Genomic DNA, 14,349 nt, shown 5'->3' with positions numbered 1-14,349 from the left:
GCCGGCAACCACGCGTCCCTGCGGCTGCACCACCCATCCCCCCAGACCGCACGACTCCTCGCCGACACCGGCTCCGATCGCGTGCTCCTGTGACGAGGCCGGGGGGTGGCCGACCTGGAGTGAGCCGACCACTGTGCCTCGCCCCAGCATCGCCTGATGTCGCAAGAGGTCTTCAGCGAGTGCCGAGGGCTGTGAGGGCGTCGTCCGTCAGGCGGTAGACGGTCCACTCGTCCTGGCGGCGGGCGCCGAGGGCTTCGTAGAAGGCGATGGACGGGGTGTTCCAGTTGAGGACCGCCCACTCCAGGCGCTGGTAGCCGCGTTCGACGCAGATGCGGGCGAGTTCGGCGAGGAGGGCCTTGCCGTGGCCGGTGCCGCGGGCGGCGGGGCGGACGTAGAGGTCCTCCAGGTAGATGCCGTGGACTCCGCGCCAGGTGGAGAAGTTCAGGAACCACAGGGCGAAGCCGACGGGGTCGCCGGTGTCGTCGTCGACGGCCATGTGGGCGTACGCGGCGGGCCGCTCACCGAAGAGGGCGTCGTGGAGCTGGGCATCGGTGGCCCTGGCCTCGTGGGGGACCTTCTCGTAGGTGGCCAGTTCCTGGATGAGGGCGCGGATGACGGGTACGTCGGCTGGGGTGGCAGGGCGGATCATGCGGCGAGGCTAACTCGCGGGGCGCGCGGACCCCAGGGGTGCACGGCCGGTGGGCGCCGCCTACGCGGGGCGATCCCGCAAGCGCCGGGCGATGTCCAGGTGCTCGGGGAGTGGGGCGCGGTTCTCCTCCAGTTGCCAGAGCGAGTTCTGCAGGATCCGGGCCAGGGTCCAGGCGCTGGCCCGGGGGCGGTCCAGGGACAGGGTGTCCGTCATGGCGTCGAAGCGCCACCGCACCTCGTCCGCGTCGAAGCGGTTCCACAGGGCCGGGAAGAGGTCGAAGCCGGGGTCGCCGGCGAGGGGCTTGGGGTCGATGGCCAGCCAGGGGGCGCGGTCGGCGCCGAGGACGTTCTCGAAGTGCAGGTCCCAGTGCAGGAGCCGGTCGCCGGGCTCGCCCGCGACCTCGCGCACCGCCGCCGCGCAGTCCGCGAGCAGCCGCCGCTCGGCCGGGTCGGGCACCCGGGGCAGGACCGCCGAGGCCCGGTCCAGGAGCCGGGGCGCGAGGTCGCCGAGGCGGCGCAGCGCGGCCGGGGCCGGGACGGCCGTCAGCCGGGCCAGTAGCCGGGCGACCACCAGGGTCGCCGCACGGGTGTCCGCCAGGTCGTTCAGCAGGCGCCCCGCGTCGAGCCGTTCCAGTAGTAGCGTGCCCGTCGCGCCGTCGCAGTCCAGCAGCCGGGCGGCCCCGTCGCCGTCCCAGGCGCGCAGCGCGACCGGCTCCCCGACGGTCTCCTCGTCGACGTCCTGGAGCTTGAGCACGGCCCGGGTGCCGTCGGCCCGCAGTACGGGCAGCACCAGCGCGCACCGCCCGTACATCGACGGCCCGTCCAGCCGCAGCTCCCAGTGGACCAGGAACCGCTCGGCCCGCTCCGGCAGCCCCGCGACGAAGGCACGCCCCGCCTCCCCGCCGTACCGCTCGTACTGGGCGATCAGTCCGTCCGGAATGTCGATCACCCGTCCGAGGTTAGTCACATGCGTGAATCGCCTCATGCGAATTGACCGGGGCCTCGGTTACAGGGTGTGGAGGTACGTCTGCAGCGCCCCCGGCACGTATGTCTGGCTGAGCATCCTGTTCGTCACGACCGTCGCGCTGCACCACATGTCGCCGGAGTTCGAGCAGGACTTCCTGCGGCAGCGGTCCACCAACATCCACGAGCTGTCGAACGACCCGGGGCGGGTGCTGCTGCAGAGCGCGATGTGGATCGACAGCGGGCACTGGCTGCCGTACGTGGTCCTCTACGCGGTCTTCCACGCGCAGGCGGAGCGCTGGCTGGGGACGGCGCGCTGGCTGATGGTGTGCGTGGCGGCGCATGTCCTGGCGACGCTGATCAGCGAGGGCGCGCTGCTGCGGGCGATCCGGGACGGGATGGCGCCGCACTCGGCGGCCGACACCCTGGACATCGGGGTGAGTTACGCGCTGGCGGGGGTGGTCGCGGTGCTCGCGTACCGGATCGCGGTGCCGTGGCGGTACGGATATCTGGCCGTCGTGTTCGTCGTCTACGGGCTTCCGCTGGCCTCCACACCGACCTTCACGGACCTCGGCCACTTCACCTCCGTGCTGATCGGGCTGGCCTGTTATCCGCTCACCCTAGGGCGCGGAGAACCACTGAATCCGAAGGAGACATGGGCCGCTCTCAGGGGCTAACGTCCTGGTCATGAGCCCTACGGCAAGCGATGTCGTCAACGGTGGCATCTCCTTCTGGTACGCGGACGACGGCCTTCCGGCGGTGCGCGGGCCGCTGTCCGGCGACGCGTCGGCGGACGTCGTGATCGTCGGCGGCGGATACACGGGACTGTGGACCGCGTTCTACCTGAAGAAGGCGGCACCCTTCCTGCGGATCACCGTCCTGGAGCAGAGGTTCTGCGGTTACGGCGCCTCGGGGCGCAACGGCGGCTGGCTCTACAACGGGATCGCGGGCCGCGACCGGTACGCGAGGCTGCACGGGCACGAGGCGGCCGTACGCCTGCAGAAGGCCATGAACGACACCGTGGACGAGGTCGTCCGGGTCGCCGGGGAAGAGGGCATCGACGCCGATCTGCACAAGGGCGGGGTTCTCGAAGTTGCGCGTACGCCCGCGCAGTTGGCGCGGCTGAGGGACTTCCACGCGCACGAGCTGTCGTACGGCGAGAAGGACCGTAAGTTGTACGGCGCCGAGGAGACCGCCGAGCGGATCCGCGTGGCGGGCGCCGTCGGTTCGACCTGGACCCCGCACGGGGCGCGGCTGCACCCGGTGAAGCTGGTGAAGGGGCTCGCGGCGGCCGTCGAGGCGCTCGGCGTGACCATCCACGAGTCGACGCCGGTGACGGAGATCCGCCCCCGGCACGCGGTCACGCCGTACGGCACCGTGCGCGCGCCCTACGTCCTGCGCTGCACTGAGGGCTTCACCGCGAACCTCAAGGGGCAGCGGCGCACCTGGCTGCCGATGAACTCCTCGATGATCGCGACCGAGCCGCTGACCGAGGAGCAGTGGGAGACCGTGGGCTGGGCGGGGCGCGAGACGCTCGGCGACATGGCACACGCCTACATGTACGCGCAGCGCACGGCCGACGGCCGGATCGCGCTGGGCGGTCGCGGGGCGCCGTACCGCTTCGGATCCCGCACCGACAACGACGGCCGCACCCAGGAGACGACGATCGAGGCGCTGCGCGACATCCTCGTCGGCTTCTTCCCCTCCCTCGCCGGTGTGCGGATCGAGCACGCCTGGTCCGGTGTCCTCGGGGTGCCGCGGGACTGGTGCGCGACGGTCACCCTGGACCGCTCGACGGGCCTCGGCTGGGCGGGCGGTTACGTCGGCTCGGGCGTCGCCACCACCAACCTCGCCGCCCGCACCCTGCGCGACCTGGTCCAGCTGGACTCAGGCCAGGCCGGCCGGACCGACCTCACCGAACTGCCCTGGGTCGGCCACAAGGTCCGCAAGTGGGAACCCGAGCCCTTCCGCTGGCTGGGCGTCCACGGCATGTACGCCACCTACCGCGCCGCCGACCGCCGCGAACTGACCACCCACACCCCCGACTCCTCCAGACTGGCCCGCCTCGCGGACCGGGTGGCGGGGCGGCACTGACGGACCGTCGGTAAACCGTCCAGTACGCCAAATGGCTTGTTTTTGCCGTCTCATTGCCGTCTCCACCACCTCCCGCACCTCTCTTCTCCTCAAAGCTGGTCCACAGCTTTGTGACATGTACGCCACGCTCCTAGGGGAGGGCATTCCATGGCGGCCAACGGCTGGCGAAGAAGACGGGTATGGGCGGTGCTCGCGACGTCCGCGGCGCTGGGGCTGACGGTCACGCAGGCCCAGGCGTCGTCGGGTGGCGGGGTGCCGTTCGGGGTCCGGGAACTGCGGCAGCAGGCCCTTCTGCATCAGCAGCAGAAGGGCCTGTCGGCTTTCGCGAAGGACGAGGACGACGATGACGGCGGTGAGGCGCAGGAGGAGGCCGAGCAGGCCGACCAGTACGCCGAGGCGCGCACCTCGCCGGGGATCGTGGCGCCGGGGGCGTACGGGGCGGCGTACGACGCTCTGGCCGATCTGCCGCACACCAAGGGCGGCTGGAGCGATCTGACCCGGCTGCCCTACGACTCCGACGATCCGCGCTACCGGGACATCAACTCCAACTCCAGTGGCGGGGCCGGGAAGGTGACCGGGCGGGTGACCGGGCTCGCGGCCGACAACCACGGGTATGTGTACGCCGGGTCGGCCAACGGCGGTGTCTTCCGGTCGCGTTCGGGCGGCGGTCACTGGACGAACATCTCCGACGGGCTGCCCGCCCTGTCCACCGGTGACCTCGAGCTGGACGGCAGGGGGCGGCTCTGGTACGCCACCGGTGAGGCCAACACCAGCGCGACCTCCTTCCTGGGGACGGGTGTCTACGTGCTCGCCGATCCCCGCAAGGGCAGCTTCAGCCGGCACGACCGGGTCGGCGGTGACGAGCTGGAGTCGAAGTCGATCAACGCGCTGCGGTTCGCCGGGGACAAGGTGTGGGCGGCGACCACCGAGGGCGTGTGGAGCCACAGCACCAGGACGCTGAAGGGCCACTGGAAGCTGGAGTTCGCCCCCAACCCGGACTATCTGCCGGGTCACGCCAAGGCGAGCGATCCCGACGCCCCGTACAAGAACATCACCAGTGACATCGCCGTCGATCCGAAGAACCCGAACAAGGTCGTGCTCGCGGTCGGCTGGCGCGGCGGCGACGACTACAACGGCTTCTACGCGAAATCCGCGGGGAGTTGGCAGCGGCTGACCGGGCTCGGGGACCTGCCGAGCAACGCGGAGGATGTCGGCAACGTGACCTTCGCGCGCAGCGCGGACGGGTCGCGGTACTACGCCATCGACCAGTCGCCGGAGATGACCAGCACCAACCCGGACAGCGGGCTGGAGGGCATCTTCGTCTCCAAGTCCGGTTCGCCGACCGGCCCGTGGACGCGCATCGCCACCTACCAGCAGCTGCGCGACTCGGGTTCGGCGCTCACCGGCGCCGGGTACCAGCCCGGCATCCAGGCCTGGTACAACCAGTTCCTCACCGTCGACCCGAAGAACCCGGACCATGTGTACGCCGGTCTCGAGGAGGTCTTCGAGACCAAGGACGGCGGCAAGAGCTGGAGCGTCCCGGGCCCGTACTGGAACTTCGGTTTCCCCTGCTGGTCCATCGACCCGGGCAAGCAGACCGGTGACTGCCACCAGACCGTCCACGCCGACCAGCACTCGGTCGCGTTCGGCAGCGACGGCAAGGCCCCGTACGTCATCGTCGGCGACGACGGCGGAGCCTTCCGCCGCCCGCTCAACGGCAGCGCGGACGCCTCCGGTCACGCCACCGACTGGCGGTCCCTGAACGACGGCACGATGGACGCCCTGCAGTACTACTCGGTCGGCGTCGGCGTCGACCCGTCCCGCAAGGGCCTCGCGATCACCGGCGGTCTGCAGGACAACGGGCAGTCCCAACTGCGGCCCGGCGACCGGGTGATGGGCTCCAACTTCGGCGGCGACGGCGGCGACACGATCACCGACCCCGCCAACGGCTGCGACATCGCCCAAGAGTACGTCTACCTCGCCGTGTCCGTCACCAACAACTGCGCGGTCAACGACGGCAGTTGGGTGACCGACCCGTCGAAGGCGACGACCTACTCGGTCGCCCCGCCCGACAACGCCACCGGCGAGGCCCGCTTCATCGCCCCGCTGAACGCCGACATCAAGAACCCGGCCACCTGGGTCGCCGGCGGCCGGCACGTGTGGATCAACACCAAGGGGTACGCGATCCGCAGCGGCAGCGAGTGGATCAACGCCTACGACCTCGGCGCGGGGCACACCGCCACGGCGGTCGCCTCCTCCGGCGGCAAGGTGTACGCAGCCTGGTGCGGGCCCTGCAACAACCAGGGCTTCACCCGCGGCATCGCGGTGGGCAACGCCGATGGCACAGGCTGGCACCAGCTGAACCTGCCCACGGGCGGCACGGTCCCCAACCGCTACCTCTCCGGTCTGGCGATCGACCCGAAGAACTCCGACCACGTCCTGCTCGCCGTCAACGGCTTCTCGCGGAAGTGGACCGAGGGCCCCGGCGCGGGCGTCGGCCACCTCTTCGAGACCCGGGACGGCGGAGCGACCTGGAAGGACATCTCCGGGAACCTGCCGGACGTACCGGCCAACTCCGTCGCGCTGCTGAAGGGCGGCACGATCGCCCTGGGCACGGACCTCGGGGTGCTGGTGCGGACGCCGGGCTCGAAGGGCTGGCGGGTGGCCGGCGACAACCTGCCGACCACCGCGGTCATGCAGCTGCGCACCGGCCCGGACGGACGCCTGTACGCGGCCACGCACGGCCGCGGGATCTGGGCGATCGACGTACGGCGCCTGCGGTGAACGACTGACACAAGGGACGGGAAGGGGAGGGGCCCGCGGTCCGAGCGGCCCCTCCCCGCTTGTGTGCCCCGTCCGTCACGCCACCGGTTCCGGCACCGGCGCCTCGGCCCGCGCCCCGTGCTTCGGGGCCTTCGCCGTCACCATCAGGCCCGCCACCAGCCCGGCCAGCAGCATGATGCCGACGGCGCACCAGATGGCGATCGTGTAGCCGTGCACGACGCCCTCCTTGACGACCTGGGCCCGCTGGGCGGGGTTGTGGAGATGCGCGGTGATGTAGGTCGCGCCGCTGCTGGTGGCGATCGTGTTCAGCAGTGCCGTACCGATCGAACCGCCCACCTGCTGCGAGGTGTTGACGGTCGCCGAGGTCACGCCGGAGTCCTGCGGGGCGACGCCCGCGGTGGCGGTGGCGAAGACCGGCATGAAGGTCAGGCCCATGCCGAGCCCCATGAGGATCAGGGCGGGCAGGATCTCGGTGGCGTAGGAGGAGTCGACCGTCATCCGGGTGAGCAGCAGCATGCCGCCCGCGGCGAGAACCATGCCGGGCACCATGAGCGTACGCGGCGGGACGTGGTTCATCAGCCGCGCGGAGATCTGCGTGGACCCGATGATGATCGCGGCCGTCAGCGGCAGGAACGCCAGACCCGTCTTCACCGGTGAGAAGGCGAGCACGACCTGTAGGTAGTACGTCATGAACAGGAACAGGCCGAACATCCCGATCGTGGCGAGCCCCATGGTCAGGAAGCAGCCCGCGCGGTTGCGGTCCTTGACGATGTGCAGCGGGAGCAGCGGCATGGGCGCCCGGTTCTGCCACCACACGAAGGCCACGAGCAGGACGAGGCCCAGCGCGAACAGCGTCAGCACCAACGGGTCGGTCCAGCCGCGCGGCTGGGCCTCGCTGAAGCCGTACACGATCGCGACCAGCCCGCCGCAGCCCAGCAGCACACCCGGCACGTCCAGCCGGGCGCCGGCGTGGCCGGGGCGGTCGTGCAGCAGCGCGAACGCGCCGAAGACGGCGACGGCCGCGATGGGGATGTTGACGTACAGGCACCACCGCCAGTTCAGGTACTCGGTGAGCAGACCGCCGACGATGAACCCGATCGCCGAGCCGCTGCCGGCCAGGGCGCCGTAGATGCCGAAGGCCTTGCCACGTTCCTTGGGGTCGGTGAAGGTCGTGGTCAGCAGCGACAGCGCGGAGGGGGCGAGCACCGCGGCGAAGGCGCCCTGCAGCGCGCGGGCGCCGAAGAGCATGCCGGAGCCGGTGGCGGCGCCGCCGAGCGCGGAGGCGGCGGCGAAGCCGATCAGCCCGATGATGAAGGTCCGTTTGCGGCCGACCAGGTCGGCGATCCGGCCGCCGAGCAGGAGCAGGCCGCCGAAGGCGAGGGTGTAGGCGGTGATGACCCACTGCCGGTTGGCGTCGGACATGCCGAGATCACGCTGTGCGGACGGCAGCGCGATGTTCACGATGGTCGCGTCCAGGACCACCATGAGCTGGGCGAGCGCGATGACGACCAGGCCCCACCAGCGGCGGGGGTCGGCGCCCACGGGTTCGCCTGTTCGGGTGACGGCCACCTGGTCAGAAGACCATGTATCGGGACGTATCGCACCTGGGAGCGGCTTACGGCTGGTCATGGCTCCAGTACCACCTTTCCGGTTGTCCGGCGGGTTTGCAGTGCGTGGTGCGCGGCTGCCGCGTCGGCGAGCGGGAAGCGCTGGACGGCGGGGGTCAGCCGGCCCGCTGCGGCCTCGGCGAGGGCGCGGAGTTCGAGGGTCCGTATGGAGGCGCTCTTCGTCATGACCGGGCCGAGGACCTGCTGGGAGACGCCCTCGACGAGGTAGGGCGAGCCGTCGCGGACGTCCCCGGAGGACCAGCCGAAGACGATGTGCTTGCCGCCGGGCCCGAGCAGACCGACGGCTTCCCGGGCGATCTCGCCTCCCACGCCGTCGAGGACGACGGTGGCGAAACGGCCGCCGAGGTAGGCCCGAACCTTCCCGGGCCACTCCGGGTCCCTGTAGTCGACGGCGAGATCGGCGCCGCCCGCCTCGACGCGGGCCGTCTTCTCCGGGCCGCCCGCGAGGCCGATCACCGTGGCGCCGGCGTTCTTCGCGTACTGCACGAGCAGCGTGCCGATGCCGCCGGCCGCCGCGGGGATCACGGCCACGGCGTCCGGGCCCAGTTCGGCGAACTGCAGGATCCCCATGGCCGTGCGACCCGTGCCGATCATCGCGACGGCCTCGGCGAAGTCCAGGTTCTCCGGGATCTCGTGCACCCGGTCGACGTCCGTGACGGCGAGTTCGGCGTAGCCGCCCGGCGCGAACCCCAGGTGGGCGACCACCCGCCTGCCCAGCCACAGCTCGGCGACGCCCTCGCCGAGGGACTCGACGACACCGGCGACCTCCCGGCCGGGGATCGTGGGAAGGGCGGGCGGTGCGGGCAGCGGTCCCCGCGCGCCCTCACGCAGGGCGGTGTCGAGCAGGTGCACCCCCGCGGCTTCTACGGCGACACGGACCTGCCCGGGGCCCGGAACCGGGTCCTCGACCTCCTCATAGGTGAGGTTCTCGGCGGGGCCGAAGGCGTGCAGTCGGATGGCGCGCATGGCGAATCCCCCATCGGTTGTCGGCGGGTCCGGTAACTGGTCGCATGCCGCTTGTCGGCAGGTCCCGTCAGTGGTTCGTGCGCCCACTCTTCGACCTCAAGCGCGCTTGAGGTCAAGCCGGTGGTGGCCGAGGGCCAGGGACACCGCGGTGAGGGCGCTGTTGAAGGACACCTCCGACAGCACCCCGGGGGCGGCGACCTGGTCGCCGGCCAGATAGACACCGTCGCCGCGGTCGACGGCCGGCCGGTCCCGCCAGCTGGTGCCGGGCAGGTCGACGGCGCCGGTACGGCCGTACGCCACCGCCTCGCGCCGCCAGGTGACGCGCCCGCGCCAGCCGTCGAAGGCCAGGTCGAGGAGGCGCTCGGCGCGGGCGATGCCGTCCGCCCGGCCCTCGCGCGGACCGATGGGAATCTGCCCCTGGATCAGCTGCTCGCCTGCGGGGGCGAGCGAGCGGTCCTGCGCCGTGAACCGTTCGATCCAGCCGGGCGAGTCCAGGTCGGACACGGCGAACGCGTCCCCGCGCCGCGTCCGTACCGCCAGGTCGATCAGGGCGGTACGCCCGCCGGTCCAGGTCAGAGAGTCGTCGCCGAGCAGGCGCCGGGCGGCGTCGAGAGAGGTGGCGACCACGACGGGCGCACCGGTCGGCAGGGAGTCGACGCGGGACAGCGTCTCCATCCGCACCCCGAGGTTCCAGGCCCGCGCTGCCATCCGGTCGATCACGCTCGCCCAGCCGCCGCGCGGGTAGTGCGCCTCGGGCGGCAGCTTGGTGGCCCGCCGCAGCCGCTCCTGCACGAACGCGGCGGACAGCGAACCGGGATCGTGGTGGAACACCGCCACGGCCGCGTAGTTCGCGGCGGCTCGCGCGCCTTCCTCACCCGCGACCCCGGTCGCCCAGGACAGGAAGTCGACGTCCACGGGCGCCTGCGGGAGCCCCGGGCGCAGCAGCTTGAGCATGGCGAACGGCGGGGTGCGGCGCAGTACCCCGTGGTGCCGCAGCCGCAGCCGCAGCCGGGCCGCCTCCAGCGGCGGGATCGGGGCGAGCGGGCCGATCAGGTCCCGCTGCCTGAGCCACGTCCAGTGCGGGCCGCCGCTGTAGAGGGCGTGCGGCCCCTCGTTCGTGCGGTACGGCCCCTCGGAGGTCCGCGCCCGGCCGCCGAGGGTGTGATGGGCTTCGTGGACGGTCACCTTGGCGCCCGCCTCGGCGGCGGTGATCGCCGCGGTCAGTCCGGCGAAGCCGCCGCCGATGACGGTGAGGCGGTGCGTGGTTCGGGGGCGGTGCATCGTTCGGACTCTCCCTCGGATCGGAGTCGGATCGGAGTCGGATCGGAGTCAGGGAAGGGGCGCCTTTCTGCGTCTTCTTCTCTGGGGTCTGGCTGGGGGGCTCGCGTCGGGTCTCGCGCCGGGTCTCGAGTTCGACGCTTCTCGTTTTCCTGCGACTACGACGGTCCGCGGGCCCGGAATGTGACATGAGGGGTGGTTCTTGCAGGTCAGGGCGGTTGTCAGTGGCGGGGTGCAGCATGGGGGCATGGTGAGACGAGCGGCGGGTGGCACCGGCGGGACCGGCGGTACGGCGGTGAAGGGGGCGCGGCGACCGGAGATCCGGCTGCCCCCGCTGGAGCCCTTCGCGGAGGGGGAGCTGGAGCCGGACGGGGACTACGACGGACTGGAGTTCCGGGAGGCGGACCTGGCCGGGCAGGACGGCGGGGGCGCCCGCTTCATGGACTGCGCGCTGACCGGGTGCGCGGTGGACGAGACGCGGCTGCATCACGCGCGCGTCCTGGACTCCGTGCTGACGGGGCTGCGGGGCGTGGGGACGGACCTGGCGGAGGCGACGCTGCGGGACGTGGAGGTGGTCGACGCGCGCCTGGGCGGGACGCAGATGCACGGCGCCGCGCTGGAGCGGGTGGTGGTCCGGGGCGGCAAGATCGACTATCTGAACCTGCGCGCGGCCCGGCTCAAGGACGTCGTCTTCGAGAGCTGCGTCCTGGTCGAGCCGGACTTCGGGGGCGCCAGGCTCGAGCGCGTGGAGTTCGTGGACTGCGTCCTCAAGGGCGCCGACCTCACAGGAGTGGAGCTGAAGGACGTCGATCTGAGAGCGGCGGCCGAGCTGGGGATCTCGGCCGGGGTGGAGCGCTTGGCGGGGGCGGTGATCAGTCCGTCCCAACTGATGGATCTGGCGCCGGTGCTGGCGGCACAGATGGGGATTCGGGTGGAGGGCTGAACGTGGGGAGTTTCTACGGCAACGTGGTGGTGGCGCGGCCGTGCGACGAGGTGGTGCCGCTGCTCGGCGGGGCGGGCATCCGGGGGTACGCGCTGCCGGTCGGGCCGGGACACACCGTCGTGTACCCGGACCCGGAGACGGACGCGCTCGACATGGCGGGCCCGCTGAGCGGCCTGCTGGGGGTGCCGGCTCTGGGGGCGTACGTCTTCGACTCGGACGTACTGGTCATGCGGGTGTACGAGGACGGGCGACTGAGGCACGAGTACGACTCGTGGCCGGGGTATTTCGGTGACACGGAGACCGGCGAGGAGGAGACCCCGGTCGCCGACGCCGATCCCGACGGTGGTGGGGGACACCCCGAGCCGGTCGGCGCCGATCCGGAGGCCTTCGTCCCGCTGGCCTTCGGCCCGGTGGACCGGGAGGCGCTGGAGTCCGTGCTGCGGGGCACCCCCCTCGACCCGGGGGACGGCGAGGACGGTCGGTACGTCTTCGCCAACACCCAGCACTACGACGCGATGCTCTGCCTGGGCCTGAACGCGTGCCGGCTCAGCACGGGCTACCGCTATCTGTCACTGGGCGGGCTGCCGCACGAGACGAGGGCGGAGGAGCTGCTGCCGATCGGCTAGGAGATCCTCGGGAAGCGGGCCTGCAGGGTCCAGATCGCCGGGTTCTCGCCGAGGTCGTCGTGCAGGTCGACCAGGTCGGCGATCAGGTCGTGCAGGAAGTCCCGTGCCTCACGGCGCAGTTCGGAGTGGGAGAAGGTCAGCGGGGGTTCCTCGGCCGGCATCCAGTCGGCCTCGATGTCCACCCAGCCGAAGCGGCGCTCGAAGAGCATGCGGTCGGTGGACTCGGTGAAGTCCAGCTCGGCGTGCTGGGGGCGGGACGCCCGCGAGCCCGCCGGGTCCCGGTCGAGCTGCTCGACGATGTCGCACAGCGCCCACGCGAAGTCCAGCACCGGCACCCATCCCCAGGCTGTGGACAGTTCCCGGTCCTTGTCGGTGTCGGCTAGATAGACGTCCCCGCAGAACAGGTCGTGGCGCAGGGCGTGGACGTCCGCACGCCGGTAGTCCGTCTGCGGCGGATCGGGGAAGCGGTTGGAGAGGGCGTAGCCGATGTCGAGCACGTACGAGATGGTGTCACGCCGCCATAGGATCACTGGGGTGCCCCGATCCGTACGTATCGTCCCCAGCGCCCTCCTCGCTCTCACCCTCGCCCTGACCGCGTGCTCGGGCGGGGTCCACGGCACCCCCGGCGGCCCGGGTGTGCACGACCCGTACTTCCCGAAGGCGGGCAACGGCGGATACGACGTCGGCCACTACGACCTGCGGCTCGCCTACGACCCGCATGGCGCCGGCCGGCTGACCGGCACCGCGACCCTCACGGCCCGCGCCACCCAGAACCTCTCCGCGTTCGACCTGGACCTCAAGGGCCTGGACGTCCAGGAGGTCACCGTCGAGGGCCGCAGCGCCCGCTTCGACCGGGCCGGCCAGGAACTCACCGTCCGCCCGCACGACGACCTGGACGACGGGGAGACCTTCCGCGTCACCGTCCGCTACTCCGGCACCCCGCAGACCATCACCGACCCCGACGGCTCCCAGGAGGGCTGGCTGCCCACCACCGACGGCGCCCTGGCCCTCGGCGAGCCGACGGGCGCGATGGCGTGGTTCCCCGGCAACGACCACCCGTCCGACAAGGCGTCGTACGACATCGCGGTCACCGTGCCGAAGGGTCTGCAGGCCGTGTCCAACGGGGAGTTGACCGGCGAGACGACCACCGGGGACCGTACGACCTTCACGTGGCACACGCCCGAACCGATGGCGAGCTACGTCGCCACGGTCGCCGTCGGCCACTACGACATCAGCCGCTCCACGATCGGCAAGAACCGTCTGCCCGTGTACGTCGCCGTGGACCCGACGCAGGCGAAGGCGAGCCGCGAGGTGCTCGCGCAGCTGCCCGAGATCATCGAGTGGGAGGAGTACAACTTCGGCCCGTACCCCTTCTCCTCCACCGGCGCGATCGTCGACGATGCGAAGGACGTCGGCTACGCCCTGGAGACGCAGAACCGGCCGGTGTTCCCCTCCGCCCCCGACACCGGCACGCTCGTCCACGAACTGGCCCACCAGTGGTACGGCGACTCCGTGACGCCGAAGAGCTGGCGGGACATGTGGCTCAACGAGGGCTTCGCGACCTACGCCGAATGGCTGTGGGACGAGGACCACGACGGCCACACCGCCCAGCAGACCTTCGACGCGCTCTACGCCCACGGCGAGGACGACCACCCTGGCCTCTGGTCCTTCCCGCCCGCGAAACCGAGCGGCGCCGCCCACATCTCCGACGCCCCGGTCTACGAACGCGGCGCGATGGTCCTGCACAAGATCCGCGAGACGGTCGGCGACGACACCTTCTACGACATCGTCCAGGGCTGGGCCGCCGCCCACCGCCACGGCAACGCGGACACGGCGGACTTCACGGCGTACGTGGAGAAGTCGGCACCGGACAAGGACTTCGCCCCCATCTGGAAGCAGTGGCTGTACGGCGAGGGCAAACCGCCCCGCCCGTGAACGACGGCCGTCACGCCCGCCGTTCGAGGTCCTGGCGCATCGCGGCACGGGCCGCCCAGACCGCCCGCCCGTGCCGCAGACGCTGTTCCTGGAACTCGGGGGAGTCGAGAGCCGGTTCGCCGACGGCGAGTACCTCCAGCAGCTCGCGCAGGGTGGCGTAGACGTCCTCCAGCACGTCGGCCAGCTCCTGGGGCGCGCAGATCAGGACCGACTCGCGGGCCTCGTCGCAGCCGGAGGTCCGGAACGCCTGCCGTACAGCTGCGGCGAGCGTGTCCCGGTCCCGGTGCTCGGTGGCCGCCGCGTGCATGTCCTCGTAGGCCAGCCGGTACTTCGTCAGGCAGGTGACATAGATGTCCCTGCGGTCCCGTTGGTCGCGGTCGGCCGCGTCCCGGCGCCAGCGCACCCGGTCGGCGAGCAGGGTCGAGCCGACACCGATCAGTGCGCCGAGTCCGGTGCCGGCGAGGGTCGTCCACTCCACGGTCGG

At 71.6% G+C, this 14,349-nt stretch carries 13 protein-coding genes; 6 read left to right on the top strand and 7 right to left on the bottom strand.

The features are described 5' to 3' along the window. Positions 1 to 172: 172 nt before the first annotated feature. Both ABZZ74_RS10795 and ABZZ74_RS10790 read right to left on the bottom strand, forming a co-directional pair. A complete protein-coding gene (locus ABZZ74_RS10795) occupies positions 173 to 649 on the bottom strand; it encodes a GNAT family N-acetyltransferase (protein WP_356763289.1) in 477 nt (158 codons plus the stop codon). Positions 650 to 709: 60 nt separating this feature from the next. Beyond that, positions 710 to 1,597 (bottom strand): aminoglycoside phosphotransferase family protein, encoded by an 888-nt coding sequence (locus ABZZ74_RS10790; RefSeq protein ID WP_356763287.1) that lies wholly within the window; start codon positions 1,595 to 1,597, stop codon positions 710 to 712. A gap of 34 nt (positions 1,598 to 1,631) precedes the next feature. On the opposite strand from ABZZ74_RS10790, the gene ABZZ74_RS10785 reads away from it, so the two are divergent. The 3 genes from ABZZ74_RS10785 (at position 1,632) to ABZZ74_RS10775 (ending at position 6,489) form a co-directional block, all read left to right on the top strand. Continuing rightward, entirely contained in the window at positions 1,632 to 2,288 is a 657-nt protein-coding gene (locus ABZZ74_RS10785) for a rhomboid-like protein (RefSeq protein WP_356763285.1), read from the top strand. Positions 2,289 to 2,298: 10 nt separating this feature from the next. After that, positions 2,299 to 3,705 carry an FAD-dependent oxidoreductase gene (locus ABZZ74_RS10780; RefSeq protein ID WP_356763282.1) on the top strand — a complete coding sequence of 469 codons (1,407 nt, stop codon included), beginning with the start codon at positions 2,299 to 2,301 and terminating at the stop codon, positions 3,703 to 3,705. Positions 3,706 to 3,852: 147 nt separating this feature from the next. Further along, entirely contained in the window at positions 3,853 to 6,489 is a 2,637-nt protein-coding gene (locus tag ABZZ74_RS10775) for a glycosyl hydrolase (protein WP_356763280.1), read from the top strand. 75 nt (positions 6,490 to 6,564) lie between these two features. Here ABZZ74_RS10775 and ABZZ74_RS10770 read toward each other — a convergent pair whose 3' ends face one another. The 3 genes from ABZZ74_RS10770 to ABZZ74_RS10760 all read right to left on the bottom strand — a co-directional run bounded on the left by ABZZ74_RS10770 (position 6,565) and on the right by ABZZ74_RS10760 (position 10,364). Next, on the bottom strand, positions 6,565 to 8,058 hold the full coding sequence (locus ABZZ74_RS10770) for an MFS transporter (protein WP_356763278.1): 1,494 nt from the start codon (positions 8,056 to 8,058) through the stop codon (positions 6,565 to 6,567). Positions 8,059 to 8,114: 56 nt separating this feature from the next. After that, entirely contained in the window at positions 8,115 to 9,083 is a 969-nt protein-coding gene (locus ABZZ74_RS10765) for a zinc-binding dehydrogenase (protein WP_356763276.1), read from the bottom strand. Positions 9,084 to 9,179: 96 nt separating this feature from the next. After that, entirely contained in the window at positions 9,180 to 10,364 is a 1,185-nt protein-coding gene (locus tag ABZZ74_RS10760; RefSeq protein ID WP_356763274.1) for an FAD-dependent oxidoreductase, read from the bottom strand. 244 nt (positions 10,365 to 10,608) lie between these two features. On the opposite strand from ABZZ74_RS10760, the gene ABZZ74_RS10755 reads away from it, so the two are divergent. Both ABZZ74_RS10755 and ABZZ74_RS10750 read left to right on the top strand, forming a co-directional pair. Further along, the gene (locus ABZZ74_RS10755; protein ID WP_356763272.1) at positions 10,609 to 11,304 is read left to right on the top strand and encodes a pentapeptide repeat-containing protein; all 696 of its coding nucleotides are present in this window, start codon (positions 10,609 to 10,611) and stop codon (positions 11,302 to 11,304) included. Between the two features lie 2 nt (positions 11,305 to 11,306). Beyond that, positions 11,307 to 11,930 carry a hypothetical protein gene (locus ABZZ74_RS10750; RefSeq protein WP_356763270.1) on the top strand — a complete coding sequence of 208 codons (624 nt, stop codon included), beginning with the start codon at positions 11,307 to 11,309 and terminating at the stop codon, positions 11,928 to 11,930. On the opposite strand, the gene ABZZ74_RS10745 is transcribed toward ABZZ74_RS10750, so the two are convergent. Continuing rightward, positions 11,927 to 12,427 carry a hypothetical protein gene (locus tag ABZZ74_RS10745; protein ID WP_356763268.1) on the bottom strand — a complete coding sequence of 167 codons (501 nt, stop codon included), beginning with the start codon at positions 12,425 to 12,427 and terminating at the stop codon, positions 11,927 to 11,929. The two genes, ABZZ74_RS10750 and ABZZ74_RS10745, sit on opposite strands and share 4 nt — an antisense overlap. Positions 12,428 to 12,434: 7 nt before the next feature. On the opposite strand from ABZZ74_RS10745, the gene ABZZ74_RS10740 reads away from it, so the two are divergent. Then, the gene (locus ABZZ74_RS10740) at positions 12,435 to 13,865 is read left to right on the top strand and encodes a M1 family metallopeptidase (protein WP_356763309.1); all 1,431 of its coding nucleotides are present in this window, start codon (positions 12,435 to 12,437) and stop codon (positions 13,863 to 13,865) included. A gap of 10 nt (positions 13,866 to 13,875) precedes the next feature. Here the strand turns inward: ABZZ74_RS10740 and ABZZ74_RS10735 are convergent, their stop codons facing one another. Beyond that, the gene (locus ABZZ74_RS10735; RefSeq protein WP_356763266.1) at positions 13,876 to 14,343 is read right to left on the bottom strand and encodes a hypothetical protein; all 468 of its coding nucleotides are present in this window, start codon (positions 14,341 to 14,343) and stop codon (positions 13,876 to 13,878) included. Positions 14,344 to 14,349 lie beyond the last annotated feature (6 nt).

This window comes from Streptomyces sp. NPDC006476, from assembly GCF_040612015.1.
Taxonomy (GTDB): domain Bacteria; phylum Actinomycetota; class Actinomycetes; order Streptomycetales; family Streptomycetaceae; genus Streptomyces; species Streptomyces griseorubiginosus_B.
This window is presented reverse-complemented; position numbering and strand designations above follow the sequence as displayed.